Source organism: Streptomyces termitum, from assembly GCF_014650175.1.
GTDB classification, from domain to species: domain Bacteria; phylum Actinomycetota; class Actinomycetes; order Streptomycetales; family Streptomycetaceae; genus Streptomyces; species Streptomyces termitum.
On the sequence record NZ_BMUL01000018.1, the window covers coordinates 18,982 to 37,751 of the forward strand.

At 74.5% G+C, this 18,770-nt stretch carries 20 protein-coding genes; 10 read left to right on the top strand and 10 right to left on the bottom strand.

The annotated features are described in order from the left end of the window. Window positions 1–88 precede the first annotated feature (88 nt). Entirely contained in the window at window positions 89–475 is a 387-nt protein-coding gene (locus tag IE219_RS32650) for a DUF7848 domain-containing protein (RefSeq protein WP_444545651.1), read from the bottom strand. A gap of 48 nt (window positions 476–523) precedes the next feature. Between IE219_RS32650 and IE219_RS26665 the strand changes: the two genes are divergently transcribed. Both IE219_RS26665 and IE219_RS26670 read left to right on the top strand, forming a co-directional pair. Next, on the top strand, window positions 524–1,522 hold the full coding sequence (locus tag IE219_RS26665) for a helix-turn-helix domain-containing protein (protein ID WP_189982004.1): 999 nt from the start codon (window positions 524–526) through the stop codon (window positions 1,520–1,522). Next, complete coding sequence (locus tag IE219_RS26670) at window positions 1,519–1,707, top strand: DUF397 domain-containing protein (protein WP_189982006.1); 189 nt, start codon at window positions 1,519–1,521, stop codon at window positions 1,705–1,707. Before IE219_RS26665 ends, IE219_RS26670 begins: the two co-directional genes overlap by 4 nt. A 123-nt stretch (window positions 1,708–1,830) precedes the next feature. On the opposite strand, the gene IE219_RS26675 is transcribed toward IE219_RS26670, so the two are convergent. The 3 genes from IE219_RS26675 to IE219_RS26685 are packed head-to-tail and all read right to left on the bottom strand — an operon-like array spanning window position 1,831 to window position 4,634. Then, complete coding sequence (locus IE219_RS26675) at window positions 1,831–2,961, bottom strand: sensor histidine kinase (RefSeq protein ID WP_189982008.1); 1,131 nt, start codon at window positions 2,959–2,961, stop codon at window positions 1,831–1,833. Window positions 2,962–2,976: 15 nt separating this feature from the next. Next, window positions 2,977–3,720, bottom strand: a complete 744-nt coding sequence (locus tag IE219_RS26680; RefSeq protein ID WP_189982010.1) for an ABC transporter permease — start codon at window positions 3,718–3,720, stop codon at window positions 2,977–2,979. Further along, the gene (locus tag IE219_RS26685) at window positions 3,717–4,634 is read right to left on the bottom strand and encodes an ABC transporter ATP-binding protein (RefSeq protein WP_189982012.1); all 918 of its coding nucleotides are present in this window, start codon (window positions 4,632–4,634) and stop codon (window positions 3,717–3,719) included. Before IE219_RS26685 ends, IE219_RS26680 begins: the two co-directional genes overlap by 4 nt. Before the next feature lie 294 nt (window positions 4,635–4,928). Here IE219_RS26685 and chsH3 point away from each other — a divergent pair, with 294 nt between their 5' ends. The 3 genes from chsH3 to IE219_RS26700 are packed head-to-tail and all read left to right on the top strand — an operon-like array spanning window position 4,929 to window position 7,841. Next, complete coding sequence (chsH3, locus tag IE219_RS26690; RefSeq protein WP_189982014.1) at window positions 4,929–5,783, top strand: enoyl-CoA hydratase ChsH3; 855 nt, start codon at window positions 4,929–4,931, stop codon at window positions 5,781–5,783. Window positions 5,784–5,808: 25 nt separating this feature from the next. Next, complete coding sequence (locus IE219_RS26695) at window positions 5,809–6,885, top strand: Zn-dependent alcohol dehydrogenase (RefSeq protein ID WP_189982016.1); 1,077 nt, start codon at window positions 5,809–5,811, stop codon at window positions 6,883–6,885. Window positions 6,886–6,896: 11 nt separating this feature from the next. Next, window positions 6,897–7,841: a 3-oxoacyl-ACP reductase gene (locus tag IE219_RS26700; RefSeq protein WP_189982017.1), complete on the top strand. Its 945-nt coding sequence runs from the start codon at window positions 6,897–6,899 to the stop codon at window positions 7,839–7,841. Window positions 7,842–7,940: 99 nt separating this feature from the next. Here the strand turns inward: IE219_RS26700 and IE219_RS26705 are convergent, their stop codons facing one another. Beyond that, window positions 7,941–8,099, bottom strand: coding sequence for a hypothetical protein (locus IE219_RS26705; protein WP_189982020.1), 159 nt, complete (start codon window positions 8,097–8,099; stop codon window positions 7,941–7,943). A 53-nt stretch (window positions 8,100–8,152) separates the two neighbouring features. Further along, window positions 8,153–9,334 (bottom strand): hypothetical protein, encoded by a 1,182-nt coding sequence (locus IE219_RS26710; RefSeq protein WP_189982022.1) that lies wholly within the window; start codon window positions 9,332–9,334, stop codon window positions 8,153–8,155. Window positions 9,335–9,573: 239 nt separating this feature from the next. On the opposite strand from IE219_RS26710, the gene IE219_RS26715 reads away from it, so the two are divergent. The 4 genes from IE219_RS26715 (at window position 9,574) to IE219_RS26730 (ending at window position 13,969) form a co-directional block, all read left to right on the top strand. Then, window positions 9,574–10,608, top strand: a complete 1,035-nt coding sequence (locus IE219_RS26715; RefSeq protein ID WP_189982024.1) for an ABC transporter substrate-binding protein — start codon at window positions 9,574–9,576, stop codon at window positions 10,606–10,608. Window positions 10,609–10,992: 384 nt separating this feature from the next. Next, window positions 10,993–11,862, top strand: coding sequence for a Nif3-like dinuclear metal center hexameric protein (locus IE219_RS26720; protein WP_189982026.1), 870 nt, complete (start codon window positions 10,993–10,995; stop codon window positions 11,860–11,862). Further along, on the top strand, window positions 11,859–12,602 hold the full coding sequence (locus tag IE219_RS26725) for a zinc ribbon domain-containing protein (RefSeq protein WP_189982198.1): 744 nt from the start codon (window positions 11,859–11,861) through the stop codon (window positions 12,600–12,602). Before IE219_RS26720 ends, IE219_RS26725 begins: the two co-directional genes overlap by 4 nt. Next, the gene (locus tag IE219_RS26730; protein ID WP_189982028.1) at window positions 12,602–13,969 is read left to right on the top strand and encodes a bifunctional RNase H/acid phosphatase; all 1,368 of its coding nucleotides are present in this window, start codon (window positions 12,602–12,604) and stop codon (window positions 13,967–13,969) included. The genes IE219_RS26725 and IE219_RS26730 overlap by 1 nt, the downstream gene beginning before the upstream one ends. A 74-nt stretch (window positions 13,970–14,043) precedes the next feature. Here the strand turns inward: IE219_RS26730 and eda are convergent, their stop codons facing one another. Beyond that, window positions 14,044–14,679: a bifunctional 4-hydroxy-2-oxoglutarate aldolase/2-dehydro-3-deoxy-phosphogluconate aldolase gene (gene eda, locus IE219_RS26735; protein WP_189982030.1), complete on the bottom strand. Its 636-nt coding sequence runs from the start codon at window positions 14,677–14,679 to the stop codon at window positions 14,044–14,046. Window positions 14,680–14,742: 63 nt separating this feature from the next. Then, window positions 14,743–15,510 (bottom strand): peroxide stress protein YaaA, encoded by a 768-nt coding sequence (gene yaaA, locus IE219_RS26740; protein WP_189982033.1) that lies wholly within the window; start codon window positions 15,508–15,510, stop codon window positions 14,743–14,745. Between the two features lie 245 nt (window positions 15,511–15,755). Here yaaA and IE219_RS26745 point away from each other — a divergent pair, with 245 nt between their 5' ends. Further along, entirely contained in the window at window positions 15,756–17,204 is a 1,449-nt protein-coding gene (locus IE219_RS26745) for an RNB domain-containing ribonuclease (RefSeq protein WP_189982034.1), read from the top strand. Here the strand turns inward: IE219_RS26745 and IE219_RS26750 are convergent. After that, window positions 17,149–17,991 carry a hypothetical protein gene (locus IE219_RS26750; RefSeq protein WP_189982036.1) on the bottom strand — a complete coding sequence of 281 codons (843 nt, stop codon included), beginning with the start codon at window positions 17,989–17,991 and terminating at the stop codon, window positions 17,149–17,151. The genes IE219_RS26745 and IE219_RS26750 overlap by 56 nt on opposite strands. After that, a complete protein-coding gene (locus tag IE219_RS26755; protein WP_189982038.1) occupies window positions 17,978–18,742 on the bottom strand; it encodes a MerR family transcriptional regulator in 765 nt (254 codons plus the stop codon). The genes IE219_RS26750 and IE219_RS26755 overlap by 14 nt, the downstream gene beginning before the upstream one ends. Window positions 18,743–18,770 lie beyond the last annotated feature (28 nt).

Here is an 18,770-nt window from a genome sequence, read left to right on the forward strand (position 1 = left end):
GTACCTCTCCTTCCGCGCGGGGTTCAGCGGGTGACGAGCGGCGGACCGGAGACGCCCCATGCGGTGGGGCGGAGCCGGCCCGCACTTCTCACACGGGGTCCAGTCGGATCACGGCCGCGACGTCCGCGAACGCGCGGCCGAACCTGTCGTGCCGTGGGTTCAGACCGGTGTGCTGTATGCACTCGGCGTCGACGGGACCGACGTCCGCGTGCGTGCCGGACGTCCACTCGCACCCCTCGGTCAGGCAGCGCGCCGTGGCGGACGGGGAGGTCGCGGGGTCCGGCTGAATCCTGTGCAGGACGTACCCGTATGCCCAGGTCCCCGCCCCCTTCACGGGGCTACCCACGGCACGGGCCGGGTGAGGGTGCGGACCAAGACGCACTCCTCCTTGGTGAGCGGGCGCAGCATGTCCGGCGCCGCCGTCCACCCCGTGCCCCCGCCGGGGGGACGCAGGTGGCACAGCCTGCCGTCCCACGCGGTCACTCTTCCGAGACGGGATGCCCCCTCGACGGAGTCATCCGCCATGAACGTGCCGATACCAGGCACCCGCGCCGGCGTCGGGCTCGGACGAGCGTTCTGCTCGCACACGACAGCTCCTCTCCGTAGTGATTCCACTACCAGGAGCCACCAGCGTGGCCTACAGTTGACCTCCCTTCAACTGGCCCGTTCGGAAGGAAGAGTTGTGGTCAACCGTAAAGATCTGGACCCTGCGTCCAGCCCGAGGGCCGCGTACGGAGCACTTTTACGCAGGTTGCGCGAGCATAAAGGCTGGACGCAGGAAGTTCTGGCCTCGCACTCGTCATACTCCAGCCAACATATTTCCGCGGTTGAAACTACCCGCAAGCCACCTTCCCTTCCGTTCTCGGTGCAGATGGACGAGATCCTCGGCACCAAGGGGAGCGTCGACTCTCTAGAGCGCGAGTGGTACAAGACGCGGCCCGGCCCACTTCTTGAGGGGTTCCCGGAGTACGTCGCCAACGAGGGAAAGGCCGTAGAGATCCGCCTGTACGAGATCGGCATCGTGCCCGGCTTGCTGCAGACCCCCGCGTACGCCCGATGCCTGGCGGACAGCAACGTCCGGCGCGGCACCATCACACCCGGGCGAGCGGATCGCCGGGTTCGCTTCCTCGCGGAACGGCAGGCAGCCCTTGTGCGGGAGCGTCCGCCGATGATGCTGATGGTCCTGGACGAAAGTTGCGTTCGGCGCAGGGTCGGCGGTCCTGCGATCATGGCCGAACAACTCGATCGGTTGTTGGAGGTCGCCGCCTCGCCCAACACGATGGTGCAGATCGCGCCGTACGAAATGGGCGAGCACAGGGCACTTGACCTGCCGCTCAACCTGTTGACCATGCCCGACATGACCGTTCTCGCGTATGCCGAGTCTCAGATTCGAGGGCACATGGAGCGCAACACGGACTCGGTGTTGGCCCTGCTCAAGAACTACCATCAGGTGCAAGCCGAAGCCCTGTCGCAAGCGGCGACGGTGGCCATGATCCGCGAGGTACGAAAGGCTTTCTCGTGACGCTTCATCCGCAGTGGTTCAAGTCCTCCTACAGCAACAACGACGGCAACTGCGTGGAGGTCGCCACCAACGTCGCCCCGCAGGGCATCGTCCCCGTCCGTGACTCGAAGGTTCCCGCCGGTCCGGTCGTGGCCGTCGGTGCCGCCGCCTTCGCCGCGTTCATCGCGAACGTCAAGGAGCAGTAGCCCGGTCTCCGCGTACGCGGAAAGCCCCGTCCCAGCCCGGATGTTCGGGAGGGGGCGGGGCTTTTCCCGGGGAGCGCGCGGGTCATGGCGAGAGCGGTGGTCGCCGCTTCGCTTCCGGCGCCCTCACGCGAGGGACGTGTCCGCCGTCGCCGGGAGTTCGGCGGTCAGGCGGAAGCCGCCGCCGGGGGCGGGGCCCGTGGCGAGGGTGCCGCCGGCCGCCGCGAGGCGTTCGCGCAGGCCGAGGAGGCCGCTGCCGGAGGGGCCGGGCAGGGGGCCGCGGCCGTCGTCGGTGACGGTGAGCCGGACCCGGTCCGGGCCGCCGGTGACCACGATCTCGCAGCGGGCGGCGCCCGCGTGCCGGACCACGTTGGTCGCCGCCTCGCGGACCACCCAGCCGAGCAGCGCCTCGGCCGTCGGCTCCAGCGGCGGTCCCGAGCGCCGTACCACCGGCTCCACACCGGCCGAGGTCAGCGCGGAGCGGGCCCGGTCCAGCTCGGTGCCCAGGCTGCCCTCCCGGTATCCCGTCACGGCCTCCCGGATCTCGGTGAGCGCCTGCCGGCCGACGGACTCGATGTCCGTGATCTGTCCGAGCGCCGCGTCCAGGTCGCGCGGCGCGAGGCGGCGGGCCGCCTCCGACTTCACCACGATCACGGACAGGGTGTGGCCGAGGAGGTCGTGCAGGTCGCGGGAGAAGCGCAGCCGCTCCTTCTCCACCGCGGAGCGGGCCAGCTCCTCGCGGGTGGCCCGCAGTTCGCGGACCGTCTCGTTCAGCGCGAGGATCGCCGCCGTCACCATGGTCGAGATGAAGGTCCCGTACACGATCCCGATGGAGTCCCAGCCGTCCCGCCAGAAGGTGATCGCCGCGACCGCCACGACCAGCGGGAGGGTCAGGAACCGCAGTTGCCGGCCGCCCCGGGCGACCGCGCCGAGCGCCAGGCCGAGCAGCGGGAACAGCAGCAGCCATTCGCGGCCGTAGCCGCCCGCGAGGGCGAAGGTGACGGCGGCGAGCGAGGCCAGCAGCGTCCAGGTGGTCCGGGTGTCGCGGCGGGTCTTGTCGAAGGCGCGGAAGACGATCGCGATGTAGAGGGTGTTGAAGGTCAGCAGTCCGGCCATGCCCAGCCAGGGGTTGGCGGCCTCGCCGCTGATGAGGTGGGAGAGCGAGCCCATCCCCATCAGCAGCCAGGGCAGGAGGCTGAGCCCGCTGGGGCCCCGCTCCTCCCGGGTCTCGCACCGCTTGCGCCACCGCTTTCCCATGTCCCGCGCCCCCTGTCAGACCGTGCGTGCGGAACGACGGTACGAGATCGCGGCGTAGGCGCCGAAGACCGCGGCCCAGGCGGCGAGCACGGCCAGCGCCGTCGCGCTCGGCGCGCGGCCCTCGGACAGGGCGGCCCCCAGCTCGGCGAAGCGGTGGGTGGGCGTCCAGGAGGAGAGGGTGGCCAGCCAGCCGGGGAAGAGGGAGACGGGGAACCACAGGCCGCCGACGACCGCCAGGCCCAGGTTGCAGGCCACGTTGACCACGCCGGCGGTCTGGGCGGAGAGCCGGTAGCCGTTGCCGAGGCCGAGCAGGGTGAAGGGGAAGGAGCCGAGCCAGAGGGCGAGGGCGACCGCCGCCCAGTGCGCGGGCGCCATCCGTACGCCGTTGACCAGGGCGCCCGCCAGCAGGATGGAGGCGATGGCGGGCAGCACCACGACGGTGCCGGTGAGGGCCCGCCCGGTGACGACCCGGCGCGGGGTCATCGGGGTGATCCGCAACTGCCGCAGCCAGCCGGTGGACTTGTCCTCGGCGACGCCGGTGCCCAGCGAGAGGGCCGCGCCCATCGCGCCGTACGCGGCCATGCCGACCATGGCGACGGCCTTGTAGGCGGGGTCGTTCTGCCCGCCGAGGTTGGTGAAGAGGAGGTACATCATGACCGGGACGCCGATGGTGGAGATGACGAACCCGGGGTCGCGCAGGGCGCGGCGGGTCTCCAGGCCGATGTAGGCGGCGGTGGTGGAGAGGATCGGGGTGCTCATCGGACGGGCTCCGTTTCCGGGGTGGCCGCGCGGCCGCGGGTGAGGGAGAGGAAGACGTCGTTGAGGGCGAGCGGGGCCACTTCCAGGCCCCGGATCGCGTCCCGGGCGGCGAGGGCCCGGACGGTGCCGTCGGAGTCGTCGGTGCGGAGCCGGGCGCGGTCGCCGCGGATCTCGACCTCGGTCACGCCGGGCAGGTCGGAGAGGTACGCGGACGGGGCGCCGGCCAGGTCGAAGGAGACGACGGCGCCGCCGGCCGCCCGCTTGAGCTCCTCGGAGGTGCCGTCGGCGACGATCCGCCCGGCGTCGAGGACGACGATCCGGTCGGCGGCGGTGTCGGCCTCCTCCAGGTAGTGGGTGGAGAAGAGGACGGTGTTGCCGCGCCGGGCGTAGCCGTGCATGGCCTCCCAGAACTCGGCGCGGGCCTCGACGTCGAGGGCGGAGGTCGGCTCGTCCAGGACGATCAGCTCCGGGTCGCCGGCCAGCGCGACGGCGAACCGGACCCGCTGGGCCTGGCCGCCGGAGAGCCGGTCCACCCGGCGGTCGGCGAGGGCGGTGAGCCCGGCGAGGGCGAGGGCGTCGGAGACGGGCAGCGGCGCCGGGTAGGTCCGGGCGACGAAGCCGACGAGCTCGCGGACGGTGACGCGGGAGACCGCGCGCCCCTCCTGGAGCATCGCCCCGATCCGGCCCGCGAGGACGGCCTGCTCGGGGGTGCCGCCGAGGAGGGAGATCCGGCCGCTGTCGGGGGTGTCGAGGCCGAGGAGCATGCTGATGGCGGTGGACTTGCCGGCGCCGTTGCGGCCGAGCAGGGCGAGGGTCTCGCCACGCCGGACGGTCAGGTCCAGGCCGTCGGCGGCGCGGACGGAGCCGTAGGACTTGGTGACCGCCTCGAAGACGGCCGCGGGTTCGTTCGTCATGTCTTCGAAGGTACGGAGCGGGGGGCACCCCGCGGCAGGAGCGCGCGTACGGTCCCGGCGGTGACAAATGTCCCGGGTGCCGGCCCCGCCACCATGTCTGACGCATCGTCAGGAGTCTTGCCGTGCAAGGGTTCCCAACCTCCGGCCCCTCCGCTATACATGGGGGACACCGAACTGGAACGCGTTCTAATCGGCGCGTCCGGGACGGTCCCCGCACGGCCTCGGCGCGACCGACGGTGCGGACGGTCGCGCCGAGGTCTTCCACTCCAGGGAAAACCGAGGAGCAGCAAGTCGATGCCCATTGACGCCGCCAAGGCCCTCGCCGCCGAACCCCGCAGCGCCGAGATCGCCTGGGACCACAAGGACGTGCAGCTCTACCACCTCGGGCTCGGCGCCGGCACCCCCGCCACCGACCCCGCCGAACTGCGCTACACCCTCGAATCCCGGCTCCACGTGCTGCCCAGCTTCGCCACCGTCGCCGGCGCCGGCATGGGAGTCGTCGGCGGCCTCTCCGCCCCCGGCATCGACATCGACCTCGCCGCCGTCCTGCACGGCGGCCAGTCGATCACCCTGCACCGCCCGCTGCCCACCGGCGGCCGGGCCGTCTCCACCTCCCGCGTCGCCGCCGTCTACGACAAGGGCAAGGCCGCCATCCTCGTCCTGCGCTCCGAGGCGGCCGACGACGACGGCCCGCTGTGGACCTCCGACGCCCAGATCTTCGTCCGCGGCGAGGGCGGCTGGGGCGGCGACCGCGGCCCCTCCGACCGCCTCCCGTTCCCCGAGCGCGCCCCCGACCGGACCGTCGAGCGGCCCGTCCGCGAGGAGCAGGCCCTGCTCTACCGGCTCTCCGGCGACTGGAACCCGCTCCACGCCGACCCCGACTTCGCGAAGCTCGCCGGTTTCGACCGGCCCATCCTGCACGGCCTGTGCACCTACGGCATGACCCTCAAGGCCGTCGTCGACACCCTCCTCGACGGCGACGTCACCCGGGTCCGCGCCTACCGCACCCGCTTCGCCGGGATCGTCTTCCCCGGCGAGACCCTCCGCCTCCGGATGTGGGCCGACGCGGGGCGCGTCCAGGTCGCGGTCACCGCCGCCGACCGCGACGACGCCCCCGTCCTCGCCGACACGGTCGTCGAACACTCCTGATCCGCACGCTGATTGGAGCCGCACCATGCGCGCAGCCGTACTGCACGAGATCGGCCAGGACAAACTGGAGGTCCTCGACGACGTCGAGGCGGTGGGCTTCGGCCCCGGCAAGGTGCGGATCCGGGTCCGGGCCACCGGCCTGTGCCACTCGGACGTCTCCGCCATGAGCGGCGTCCTGCCGCAGCCCGCGCCCTTCGTCCCCGGCCACGAGGGCGCGGGCGAGATCCTCGACGTCGGCGACGGCGTCACCCACCTCGCCCCCGGTCAGCGGGTGCTGCTCTGCTGGCTGCCCGCCTGCGGCGCCTGCCCCGCCTGCCGGCGCGGCCAGTCCCAGCTCTGCCTGGCCGGCTTCATGAACGCCGGCACCCCCAACTTCAAGCGCCCCGGCGGCGACGTCTTCGGCTTCGCCGGCACCGGCACCTTCACCGAGGAGGTCGTCGTCGACGCGGGCTGCGCCGTCCCGATCCCCGACGACGTGCCCTTCGACATCGCCGCTCTCATCGGCTGCGGCGTCACCACCGGCCTCGGCGCCGCCGTCAACACCGCCAAGGTGGAGGCCGGTTCGTCGGTCGCCGTCATCGGCTGCGGCGGCGTCGGCATCTCCGCGATCCAGGGCGCGAAGCTCCAGGGTGCCGCCCAGATCGTCGCCGTCGACCCGGTCGAGTCCCGCCGCGAGGCCGCGCTCCGCTTCGGCGCCACCGAGGCCGTCGCCCCCGAGGCGCTCGCCGACGCCAAGCAGCGGATCACCGGCGGCGAGGGCTTCGACTACGTCTTCGAGGTCGTCGGCAGGTCCGCCACCGCCCGCACCGCCTACGAGACCACCCGGCGCGGCGGCACCCTCTGCGTGGTCGGCGCCGGAGCCCTCGACGACTTCCTCCAGTTCAACATGTTCGAGCTGTTCTTCGACGAGAAGCGGATCCTGCCCTCCATGTACGGCGGCGGCGACGTGCTGCGCTCGTACGAGCGGACCATCGCGCTCTGGCGGGCGGGCCGCGTCGACCTGGAGTCGCTCATCACCCACCGGGTCCCGCTGGCGGGCGTCAACGAGGCCCTGGAGCAGATGCGGACCGGCGTCGCCCTGCGCACCTGCATCGAGATCTGAGGAGACCCGACATGTCACGTCCGCTCGACGGACTGAGCGCGATCGTCACCGGCGCCGGGCGCGGCCTCGGCCGCGCCGAGGCCCTCGAACTGGCCCGGCTCGGCGCCGCCGTCGTCGTCAACGACTACGGGCAGCCCGGCCGGGACGGCTCCGGGGAGGCGTCGGCCGCCCCCGCGGAGGAGGTCGCCGCCGAGATCACCGCGGCCGGCGGCCGGGCCGTCGCCCACCTCGGCGACGTCTCCGACTTCGAGACCGCGCGGGGCATGGTCGACCTCGCGGTCGCCGAGTTCGGCAAGCTCGACGTCCTGGTCAACAACGCGGGCATCCTGCGCGACCGGATGGTCTTCTCGATGAGCGAGGACGAGTGGGACTCGGTGATCCGCGTCCACCTCAAGGGCCACTTCAACACCACCCATTTCGCCGCCGTGCACTGGCGGGGCCGCGCCAAGGCGGGGGAGACCGGCGTCTACGGCCGGATCGTCAACACCTCCTCCGAGGCGTTCCTCGCCGGTTCCGCCGGACAGCCCAACTACGCGGCGGCCAAGGGCGGCATCGTCGGCCTCACCACCTCCACCGCGCTCGCGCTCGCCCGCTACGGGGTGACCGCCAACGCCATCTGCCCGCGCGCCCGCACCCGGATGACCGAGGACGTCTTCGCCGGCTTCGCCGAGCCCGCGGGAGAGAACGACCTCGATCCGCTGTCGCCCGAGCACGTGGCGCCGCTCGTCGGCTACCTCGCCTCGCCGGCCGCGGCCCGGGTCAACGGGCAGCTGCTCGTCGTCCACGGCGGGATGGTCGCGGTCGTCGAGCGGCCCCGGGTGGCGGCCAAGTTCGACACCGCCAAGGAGGTCTTCGGCCACGAGGAACTGGACGGACTGCTCACGCCGTACTTCGCGGAGCGCCCGGCCACAGAGACCTTCGCGGCCTCCGAGGTCCTCGGCCTGAAGAAGGGCTGAGCCGCCGGGGACGGCAGGGGAGAAGAGAAGGAAGAGACAGGGGACGGCGCGGGGCCCCGGGGAGCGATCCCCGGGGCCCCGCGTTCCGTGGCGGCGCGGTCACGCCCCCGCGGAAACCGTCCGGCGCTCCTCCTCGCGGCGGTGCCGGCCGTGCGGCGCGGAGGAGGCGGGCTCCTCCACGGGGGCCGCCTGGCCCCGGTGCCGTCCGGCACCCGTGTCCCGCGACTCCTCCGCCGTCTCCGTGCTGTTCTCCGTCATGGTCGTACTCACCCCGTTGACTTGCTCGTGCCGTGCATGGTGCGGGCGCGAGTCTAGCCAGCGGGCCGACCGTCCGTCAGCGGCGCCTGCTGGAGCGGGACGGGCCGCAGCGGGAGCGCCGGGGCGGCGCCGGCCCCGGCGGCGGACTCCGCCCCCGGCTCCCGGCCGGGCTCCGGCTCCGGCTCCGGAGGCACCGTCAGACCGGCCAGCGCGCAGGGCAGTTCGGGCGTCGAGCACGGCAGCCTCAGGACGCCCTCCGGCGACCAGGTCCCGGCCCCCGCCAGCCACCCGGGCGGCGCCGCCACCTGGTGCATCCGCCGCCCCGACGGCCGCCACAGCCCCACCCAGGAACCGGCCGCCGCGTCGATCCGCAGCGCCACCCCGCAGCTCTCCGGCATCAGCACCTGCCCCGGCTGCACCGCGAAGGGCGTCACCGCCGCGTCGTCCAGCCGCAGGCACTCGGGGAACCGCACCGGCAGCAGGCTCCCCAGCACCCCCCAGCCGAGCCGCTCGTGCCCCGGCGAGGGGGCGTCCGACCGGATCAGCAGGAGTCCGCTGTCCGGGTCGGCGAGCAGCAGCCGGTCGTCACTCGTCTCGGTGATCTGGAGCAGCGGCGACATCTCGCCGCCCCGCTCCAGGTCCACCGCGACCGCCTTCACCGGCCCGTCGCCGAGCCGCCGGTCCAGGGCCAGCATCCGGCCCGTGCGGTCCAGCCAGACCCCGCCCGTGCAGCGGCCCGGCAGCTCCGCGATCCGCTCGGGCCCGAAGGCGCCGCCCGCCACCAGCCACAGGGTGGTGGTCTCGGGACCGGCGTACAGGGCGTAGGCGCAGATGCCGTCCGGGGAGGGCGGCAGCAGCTCCAGCCGGCCGGGACCGGGCACCTCGACCGCGCCGAGCCGCAGCTCGCCGGTGCCGGGCCCGGTCGGGTACAGCAGCGAGAGGGTGTGGCGCCGGCCGTCCACCCGGCGGCAGACCAGGACCCGGCCGTCGGCGAGCGGCGCCAGCTGCGCGTCCGCGTCCTCCGGCTGGTCGAGGGGGAGCGGCACGGCGTACGGCTCCGGGCCGTCGAGGGTCCAGCGCTCCGCGTACAGGGCGTCCCCGGTGCCCGCCAGCCGGGCGGCGTAGGCGCCGTTCGCGGTGGTCGCGAAGCCCGCCGGGCGGGGGACGGCCGTCCCCGCACGGGCGCCCTCCTCGTCGCCGTCCTCGGCCGCGGTCTCGATGGCACACGCTGTCATCGACTCGTCACCTCCGGCCACGAAGCTAGTTTTCGCACTTCCTGCCGAACAACACGAGCCCCCGCACTTCACACATAAGGGTGGTGGTCGCGTCGTTCCGTCGAGCGGAGGGGGCCGGTTGTGCTGATGGGGTCAGGGGTACGTAAGGTAAGGCGAACCTAAGCGGACCTTCCGGCTCCGCTCCGGTCCGCCCGTCCGCCGTCCCACCTCGACGTACGCCATCGAAGAGGAGCCTTCCGATGTCCCTCCGCCGCCGCGGCACCGCCGCCGCCGTCGCCCTCGCCGCCGCGCTCTCCCTCGCGGCCTGCGGAGGGGGCGACGGCTCGTCCAGCGCCTCCGAGAAGGAGGACACGGCGAAGAAGAAGGACGTCGCCACCGGCGGCAAGGACTTCGGCGACGCGGCCGCCAAGACCGCCGCCCTGGGCACCGACGCCAAGCCGGGCCAGTTCCCCCGCACCCTCACCCACGCCATGGGCAAGAGCGAGATCAAGGCCGCCCCCAAGCGGGTCGTCGTCCTCGACGTCGGCGAGCTCGACAACGTCGTCTCCCTCGGCGTCCAGCCCGTCGGCTACGCCCCCTCCGAGGGCGACGACGGCATCCCCGGCTACCTCGCCAAGGACGCCGGCAGCCCCAAGTCGGTCGGCACCATCAACAACCTCAACCTGGAGGCGATCGCCAACCTCCAGCCCGACCTCATCCTCGGCAGCCAGCTCCGCGCCGCCGACAAGTACGACGAGCTGTCGAAGATCGCCCCCACCGTCTTCTCCATCCGCCCGGGCTTCACCTGGAAGGAGAACTACCTCCTCAACGCCGCCGCGCTCGACAAGACCGCCGAGGCGAAGGAGAAGCTCGCCGCGTACGAGACCAAGGCGAAGCAGCTCGGCACGGACGTCGGCCCGAACAAGCCGACCATCTCGATGGTCCGCTACCTCCCCGGCAAGATCCGCCTCTACGCGAAGGCGTCCTTCATCGGCACCATCCTGGAGGACACCGGCCTGCCCCGGCCGAAGAACCAGCAGGTGAACGAACTCGCCGTCGAGGTCAGCCCGGAGAAGATCGACCAGGCCGACGGCGACTGGATCTTCACCGGCGTCTACGGCGAGGCGAAGGCCACCAAGAAGGACGCCGCCCAGGGCAACCCGCTCTGGAAGAACCTCAAGGCCGTCAAGGCCGGCCAGGCCAAGGACGTCCCGGACGAGACCTGGTACCTCGGCCTCGGCGTGACCGCCGCGAACAGCGTCCTCGACGACCTGCGCGCGGACCTGGTGAAGTAACCGGCCCCTCCCTGGTCGCCCCGGCCGCCTTGGCTACCCAGGGCTCCCCGGCTTCCCCGGCCTTCCTGGCCACCCCGGTCACCCGGCCGGGACAGGCCGGGAAGGACCTTCCGCCGTACGGCCCTGCCGGGGCCGTACGGCGGAGCCGTTTCCGGTGCCGTCCCCGGGGTGCTCGGGGTGTCCTCGGGAGTCGTCGTGGGGCCGTCGGGAGTCGTCCACAGGCCCGGACGGGGGAACGGCGGAGGCCGTCCACAGGGGAGGACGGGCGGGAACGGGGGATCGCCGGGAGTCGTCCACAGGCCGGGACGGGCGGGAACGGGGGCGCGGCCGGGGTTGTCCACAGGCCAGGACGGCCGGGCGCGCGGGACAGGTAGCCTTTCCTCCGTGCCCCGTCTGTCTGAAGTCATCGCCGAGCTCGACGCCCTCTGGCCGCCCCAGCGGGCCGAGTCGTGGGACGCCGTCGGCACCGTCTGCGGCGACCCCGACGCCGAGGTCACCCGGGTCCTCTTCGCGGTCGACCCCGTCCAGGAGATCGCCGACGAGGCCGTCGCGCTCGGCGCCGACCTCCTCGTCACCCACCACCCGCTCTACCTGCGGGGGACGACGACCGTCGCCGCCGGCCACTTCAAGGGCCGCGTCGTGCACACCCTGATCAAGAACGACGTCGCCCTGCACGTCGCCCACACCAACGCCGACACCGCCGACCCCGGCGTCTCCGACGCCCTCGCCGGTGCCCTCGGCCTGCGGGTCACCGGGCCGCTCGTCCCCGAGAACAACCTCGGCCGGATCTGCGAGCTCGACCGCCCCGAGACCCTCGCCGACTTCGCCGCCCGCGCCGCGGCGCGGCTGCCCGCCACCGCGCAGGGCGTCCGCGTCGCCGGCGACCCCGGCGCGACCGTCCGCCGGGTCGCCGTCAGCGGCGGCTCCGGCGACAGCCTCTTCGACGCGGTGCGCGCCGCCGGTGTGGACGCCTTCCTCACCGCCGACCTGCGCCACCACCCCGTCTCCGAGGCCACCCAGCGCTCCCCGCTGGGCCTCGTCGACGCCGCCCACTGGGCCACCGAATGGCCCTGGTGCGAGCTGGCCGCCGCCCAGCTCGACGAGATCTCCGACCGCCGCGGCTGGGACCTCCGCGTCCACGTCTCGAAGACGGTCACCGACCCCTGGTCCGCCCACTTCGTCCCCGCCGCCACCCCTCCGGAGGGCGCCTCGCACGCTCCCTCCGGCCACACCTCTCCTGGAGCCCCCAACTGAACGCCGCGCCCGCCGACCAGATCCGCCTCCTCGACGTCCAGGCCCTGGACGTCCGCCTCCAGCAGCTCGCCCACAAGCGCAGGGCGCTGCCCGAGCACGCGGAGATCGAGGCGCTGAGCAAGGACCTCAACCAGCTGCGCGACCTGCTCGTCGCCGCGCAGACCGAGGAGAGCGACTGCGCCCGCGAGCAGACCAAGGCCGAGCAGGACGTCGACCAGGTCCGCCAGCGCGCCGCCCGCGACCAGCAGCGGCTCGACTCCGGTGCCGTCTCCTCCCCGAAGGACCTGGAGAACCTCCAGCGCGAGATCACCTCGCTCGCCAAGCGCCAGGGCGACCTGGAGGAGATCGTCCTGGAGGTCATGGAGCGCCGGGAGTCCGCGCAGGAGCGGGTCGGCGAGCTGACCGGCCGGGTCGACGCCGTCCAGGCCAAGACCGACGACGCCACCGGCCGCCGGGACGCCGCGCAGACCGTCCTCGACGAGGAGGCCGCCACCGTCGCCAAGGAGCGCGAGGTCGTCGCCGGAGCCGTCCCCGCCGATCTGCTCAAGCTGTACGAGAAGCTGCGCGAGCAGCAGGGCGGCATCGGCGCGGCCCGCCTCTACCAGCGCAAGTGCGAGGGCTGCCACATCGAGCTCAACATCACCGAGCTCAACGAGGTGCGGGCCGCCGCCAAGGACACGGTCGTGCGCTGCGAGAACTGCCGCCGGATCCTCGTCCGCACGGCCGAGTCCGGCCTGTAATGCGCGAGCTCGTGGTCGAGGCGGACGGCGGCTCCCGGGGCAATCCCGGGCCCGCCGGTTACGGGGCCGTCGTCCTGGACCCGGCCACGGGCGAGACGCTCGCGGAGGCCGCCGAGTACATCGGCGTCGCCACCAACAACGTCGCCGAGTACAAGGGCCTCATCGCGGGCCTCCGCGCCGTCGCGGCCCTGGAGCCCGACGCCGCCGTCCGGGTCAGGATGGACTCCAAGCTCGTCGTCGAGCAGATGTCGGGCCGCTGGAAGATCAAGCACCCGGACATGAAGCCCCTGGCGGCGGAGGCGGCCCGGGTCCTCCCGGCCGGCCGGGTCCGGTACGAGTGGATCCCCCGCGAGCGCAACAAGCACGCGGACCGGCTGGCCAACGAGGCGATGGACGCGGGCAAGCGCGGCGAGCGGTGGACCCCGTCCGCCCGCGACGCCTCGGCGGCCCGCCGCGCGGCCGCCCCGCCCCCGTCGGGCCCGCCCGGCGACGCGGCGGCGGGCGCGGCCCGCGCCCGCGTGGCCCTCACGAACACCCCGACGGGGGGCCTCCCCGCGACCGGCCTTCCGGCGGCGGACCTTTCCCCTGCCGCAGCACCGGCCCCTTCTTCGGTGCCGGTCCCGGACACCTTGTGGCCGGTCGAGGCGGACACGGCCCCGGACCCGGGCGTGGCCCCGGATCCGGCGGAGTCCGCCGACCCGGTGCCGGACCCGGCTCCGGCGGGGCCCGCGCCCGATCTGTCCGCGCCCGCGACCTTCGTGCTGCTGCGGCACGGGGAGACCGCGCTCACGCCCGAGAAGCGGTTCTCGGGGAGCGGGGGGAGCGACCCCGGGCTGTCCGAGGCCGGCCGCCGCCAGGCCGCCGCCGTCGCCGACGCGCTCGCCGCGCGCGGCACGATCCGGTACGTCGTCAGCTCGCCGCTGCTCCGCTGCCGCCAGACCGCCGAGACCGTCGCCGCCCGCCTCGGGCTCGACGTCGCCGTCGAGCCCGGACTCCGCGAGACCGACTTCGGCGCCTGGGAGGGCCTCACCTTCGCGGAGGTCCGCGAGCGCCACCCCGAGGACCTCGACGCCTGGCTCGCCTCCCCGAAGGCCGCGCCCACCGGCGGCGGCGAGAGCTTCGCGGCCGTCACCCGCCGGGTCGCCGCCGCCCGCGACCGGCTGGCCGCCGCCCACGCGGGCCGGACGGTGCTGCTCGTCAGCCACGTCACCCCCATCAAGACCCTGGTCCGGCTGGCGCTCGGCGCCCCGCCGGAGTCGCTGTTCAAGATGGACCTGTCGGCCGCGTCGCTGTCGGCCGTCGCCTACTACTCCGACGGCAACGCCTCCGTACGCCTCCTCAACGACACCTCGCACCTGCGCAGATAGCCGCCCCGGGGAAAACGGTGGTGGCCCCGAGGGACCAGCCCCGCGTACGCCCGGAGGGGCCTTCCGGACAGGCCCTAGCCCCGGAGCGCCGCCGCCTGCCGGGCCAGGGACTCGATGCGGGGCCAGTCGCGGGTGGCGAGGGCGTCCGGGGGGAGCATCCAGGTGCCGCCGACGCAGGCCACGTTCGGCAGGGCGAGGTAGGCGGGGGCCGAGGCCGCCGAGACGCCGCCGGTCGGGCAGAAGCGGGCCTGCGGCAGCGGGCCCGCCAGGGACTTCAGGTAGGGGACCCCGCCCGCCGCCTCCGCCGGGAAGAACTTCATCTCCGTGACGCCCTCCTCCAGCAGGCCCAGCACCTCGGAAGCGGTCGAGACGCCCGGCAGGAACGGCACGCCCGTCTCCCGCAGCGCCCCGAGCAGCCGCGCCGAGCAGCCGGGGCTCACCAGGAACCGGGCCCCGGCCCGTACCGCGTCCACGGCACCGGCCGCCGACACGACGGTGCCCGCGCCGACCACCGCCTCCGGGACCTCGGCGGCGACCGCCCGCACGGCGTCGAGCGCGGCCGGGGTGCGCAGGGTGATCTCGATCAGCGGCAGTCCGCCCGCGACCAGGGCGCGGGCCAGCGGCACCGCGTCGGCGGCGTCCTCGACCACGACCACGGGGACGACGGGGGAGTGCGGGGCGAGCGCGAAGGGACCGGGGATGCTGGGCATGACCTCATCCTGCCCAGCACCCGCAATCTCCGCAACGACCGTTGCGCACCGCGCAACGCGAGGTCAGTGGATCTCGTCCACCAGCACGTCCAGCGCCCCCGCCTTCGCGCCCGTCTCCACCACGTACCCCAGGTCCCGCAGCGCCGTCACCAGCTCCTCCGGGGTGCCCGGCGCCGCGCCCGCCTCCAGCAGGCTCCGTACGATCCGGCCCTTCGTCGCCTTGTTGAAGTGGCTGACCACCTTCCGGGTCGGCGCGTGCAGCACCCGCACCGTCGCGGTCCGCGCCGCCACCTCGCCCTTCGGCTTCCACGCGCTCGCGTACGCCGACGAGCGCAGGTCCAGCACCAGCCCGTCCCCGGCCGCCTCCGGCAGCACCGGGGCCATCGCGCCCCGCCAGTGCGCCCCCAGCGCGCCGAGCCCCGGCAGCTTCACCCCCATCGAGCAGCGGTACGACGGGATGCGGTCGGTCACCCGCACCGCGCCCCACAGCCCCGAGAAGACCAGCAGCCAGGACCCGGCCCGCTCCCGCGCCGCCGCGTCCAGCGTGGCCAGCCCCAGCGCGTCGTACAGCACCCCGGTGTAGATCTCCCCGGCCGGCCGCGCCCCGGCCGTCCGCAGCTCCGCGTTCTTCGCGACCTCGCCGCGCAGCCCCTCGCTCAGCCCGAGGACCTCGCGCGCCCGCTCCTCGTCGGCGACGCACAGCTCGACCAACTCGTCGAGGACCGCCGCCCGCGCCGCCGCGAGCCCCGGCAGCACCAGCGACTCGGGCTTGAGCGGGGCCCCGTGCCCCGAGGCGGCCTTTCCTTCGGAGGGCGGCAGCAGGACGAGCACGGTGGTTCTCCTTCGTACGTACGGGAACGGGGATGCGGCCCCGACAGGCCAGCGTACGAGGTCCCCCACCCGAGCCGTACGCCCCACGACCCCACCGGCCCCGTCCCGCACCCGCACACCCCCACCCCACCCGTACGCCCCACACTCCCCACCGGCCTCCTCCCCACCGGCCTCCTGCCCCCCACCAACCTCCTCCCCCCACCCCACGACATGCCGCCCCCGCCCCCCGGCCCTACGCTCGGTCCATGCCCCGCCGCCACATCCACGTGACCGGCGCAGCCGAGGCTCCGCTGCGGGCCGCCCTGCGCGCACTGCGTACCGAACTCGCGGTCCCCGAGGGCTTCCCGCCCGCCGTGCTCGCCGAGGCCGAGGCCGCCGCGAAGAACCCGCGCCTGCCCGCGTACGACGCCACCGACCTGCCGTTCCTCACCATCGACCCGCCCGCCTCCACCGACCTCGACCAGGCCATGCACCTGGCCCGGCGGGCCGACGGCGGCTACCGCGTCCACTACGCCATCGCCGACACCGCCGCCTTCGTGGCGCCCGGCGGGGCGATCGACGCCGAGGCCCACCGGCGGGTCCTCACCCTCTACTTCCCCGACGGCAGGGTCCCCCTCCACCCGCCGGTCCTCTCCGAGGGCGCCGCCAGCCTGCTGCCCGGCGAGCCCCGGCCCGCGCTGCTGTGGCGGATCGACCTCGACGCCGAGGGCCGCCGGGTCGCCACCGACCTGCGCCGCGCCCTGGTCCGCAGCCGCGCCAGACTCGACTACGCGGGCGTCCAGCGGCTCATCGACTCCGGCACCGCCGAGGAACCCCTCGCCCTCCTCCGCGACATCGGCCGGCTCCGCGAGGAGCGCGAGGTCGAACGCGGCGGGATCTCCCTCGACGTCCCCGAACAGGAGATCGTCGAGGTCCCCGGCGACCACGGCTACTCCCTCGCCTACCGGGCGCCCGTCCCCGCCGAGAGCTGGAACGCGCAGATCTCCCTCCTCACCGGCATGGCCGCCGCCGACCTCATGACCGCCGCCGGCACCGGCATCCTGCGCACCCTGCCGACCGCCCCCGACGGGGCCGTCGCCCGGCTGCGCCGCTCCGCCGAGGCGCTCGGCGTCGACTGGCCGCACCACGTGCCGTACGCGGAGGTGGTCAGGAACGCCGACCCCGCCGACCCGCGCCAGGCCGCCTTCCTCCAGGAGTGCACCACCCTGCTGCGCGGCGCCGGATACACCGTCTTCACCGACGGGCGGCTGCCCGACCCGGCGGTGCACGCGGCCGTCGCCGACGAGTACACCCACTGCACGGCCCCGCTGCGCCGCCTCGTCGACCGGTACGCGGGCGAACTGTGCGTGGCGGCCGTCGCCGGGAACGAGCCGCCCGCATGGGTCCGGGCCGCCCTGCCCGCCCTCCCCGACGAGATGGCCGCCGGCTCGCGCCGCGCCAACGCCGTCGAGCGCGAGTCCGTCGACATCGTCGAGGCGGCCCTGCTCGCCGACCGGGTCGGCGAACTCTTCGACGCGTACGTCATCGACGTCAAGGAACGCGAACCGTCCACCGGCACCGTCCACCTCGACGACCCGGCGGTCGTCGCCCGCGTCCAGGGCGGTACGGCCCCGCTGCCGCTGGGCTCCTGGCTGCGGGTCAGGCTCGCGGAAGCCGATCCGGGCAGGGCGAAGGTGCTGTTCGCGCCCGCGTGACGGCGTCCCGCACGGCCCGGTGCAGCGCGTCGGGATCGTCGGCGTGCAGCCGCACGACCCCCACCCGCCGCACCTTCCCCAGCAGCCCCGCCACCCCCACCGGCTCCGTCAGCTCCAGCGTCACCGAGGTCTGCGAACCGACCGCCAGATCCAGCTCCCCGTCCCGCCGCTCGTGCGTGAACCGGTTCTCGCGCCGCACCGCCCCGACCCGGTCCAGCGGGATCCGCACGTCCACATGGGCGGCCTGCCGCACCCGCAGCACCCCGCCGGCCAGCACGTGCGGCCGGGTCGCGGAGGCGGCGTGCAGCCCGAGGACGAAGAGGACGGTGTAGACGTCGAGGACGAGCACCACGGCGTGCACCGCCGGCCACCGCGCGAGCAGCCACGCCATCCCGGCGGTCTCCACCAGGCACACGAACGCGAAGCCGTACATCAGGGCGGCCTGGTCCCGGGCGTGCGGGAAGACCCCGTCGGCCCCCGCGACCCCGTGCGGCCGCCGCCCCGCCCACCGCGCCAGGCTCACCAGCAACCGCACCTCGTGCCCCACCAGCCGCAGCACCTTCTCCGGTACGAGCTCCGCCAGCGCCTCCCGCCGGGAGAGCCCGCGCCGCCGCAGCCGGAGCCACACGACCGCCTCGGCGGCGAGCAGCGCCGCCACCACCAGCTCCCCGCCCGCCAGGACGGGCCCCGGTATCCGCACCCCGCAGAGCAGCAGCACCAGGACCACGACCTCCACGGGCAGCAGCGCGTACGCGACCCCGCGCAGCGCCCGCTCACTCCTCCGCATCCCCCACTCCCTCCCGTGTCCGCTCCATCGCCCGCCGCACGGCCGCCTCCTGGGCGGGCGCGAGCTCGCCGAAGAGCACGTCGGCGAGGCCGCCCGAACCCGCCTCCGGCAGCGCGAACCCGCCGATCCCCGGCGGCAGCAGCCGCGCGAGGGCCCGCGCGGCGGCCTTCACCCGGGGATCGTCCGGCGCCGCGTCCACGAGCGCGTCCAGCAGCCCGTACACGTGCCCGGCGTCCCCGGCGACCTCGTGCATCAGCCCCATCAGCCGGGCCCGCTCCCCGTCCGGCACGACCGCGTCGAGCAGGGTGAGGATCTCCCGGTCCTTCGCCGCCGTCGGGGACTTCGCCAGCCCCTCCGTCCCGTCCAGCCCGGCGAGCAGCCCGGCCAGCTCCGGCGAGACCGGCCCCCCGTCGGCGAGCCGCCCGGCCCGCGCCTCCCCGAGCAGCCCCGCGAGCCGCTCCCGCCGCCCCCGCAGCACGGCCTCCTGCCGGGCGAGGTCGGCGTCCAGCTCCTCCAGCACCTCCACCAGCTCCCGGCCCGCCTCCTCCGCGAGCACGTCCCGCACCTCGTCGAGGCCGAGCCCCAGCTCGGTCAGCCGCCGGATCCGGGCCAGCAGCACGGCGTCCCGGACCCCGTAGACCCGGTACCCGTTCGCCCGCCGCGCGGGCTCGGGCAGCAGCCCGAGGTGGTGGTAGTGCCGCACGGCCCGCGGAGTGACCCCCACGAGCGCCGCGATCTCGCCGATGCGCATGCCCCCAGTAGAAACCCTGACGTCGCGG

Coding starts and splice junctions, on each gene's coding strand:
- IE219_RS26665 (WP_189982004.1), top strand. CDS start 524: ATGAACGTGCCGATACCAGGCACCCGCGCCGGCGTCGGGCTCGGACGA.
- IE219_RS26675 (WP_189982008.1), bottom strand. CDS start 2,961: ATGGGAAAGCGGTGGCGCAAGCGGTGCGAGACCCGGGAGGAGCGGGGC.
- IE219_RS26680 (WP_189982010.1), bottom strand. CDS start 3,720: ATGAGCACCCCGATCCTCTCCACCACCGCCGCCTACATCGGCCTGGAG.
- IE219_RS26685 (WP_189982012.1), bottom strand. CDS start 4,634: ATGACGAACGAACCCGCGGCCGTCTTCGAGGCGGTCACCAAGTCCTAC.
- chsH3 (WP_189982014.1), top strand. CDS start 4,929: ATGCCCATTGACGCCGCCAAGGCCCTCGCCGCCGAACCCCGCAGCGCC.
- IE219_RS26695 (WP_189982016.1), top strand. CDS start 5,809: ATGCGCGCAGCCGTACTGCACGAGATCGGCCAGGACAAACTGGAGGTC.
- IE219_RS26700 (WP_189982017.1), top strand. CDS start 6,897: ATGTCACGTCCGCTCGACGGACTGAGCGCGATCGTCACCGGCGCCGGG.
- IE219_RS26705 (WP_189982020.1), bottom strand. CDS start 8,099: ATGACGGAGAACAGCACGGAGACGGCGGAGGAGTCGCGGGACACGGGT.
- IE219_RS26710 (WP_189982022.1), bottom strand. CDS start 9,334: ATGACAGCGTGTGCCATCGAGACCGCGGCCGAGGACGGCGACGAGGAG.
- IE219_RS26715 (WP_189982024.1), top strand. CDS start 9,574: ATGTCCCTCCGCCGCCGCGGCACCGCCGCCGCCGTCGCCCTCGCCGCC.
- IE219_RS26730 (WP_189982028.1), top strand. CDS start 12,602: ATGCGCGAGCTCGTGGTCGAGGCGGACGGCGGCTCCCGGGGCAATCCC.
- eda (WP_189982030.1), bottom strand. CDS start 14,679: ATGCCCAGCATCCCCGGTCCCTTCGCGCTCGCCCCGCACTCCCCCGTC.
- IE219_RS26745 (WP_189982034.1), top strand. CDS start 15,756: ATGCCCCGCCGCCACATCCACGTGACCGGCGCAGCCGAGGCTCCGCTG.
- IE219_RS26750 (WP_189982036.1), bottom strand. CDS start 17,991: ATGCGGAGGAGTGAGCGGGCGCTGCGCGGGGTCGCGTACGCGCTGCTG.
- IE219_RS26755 (WP_189982038.1), bottom strand. CDS start 18,742: ATGCGCATCGGCGAGATCGCGGCGCTCGTGGGGGTCACTCCGCGGGCC.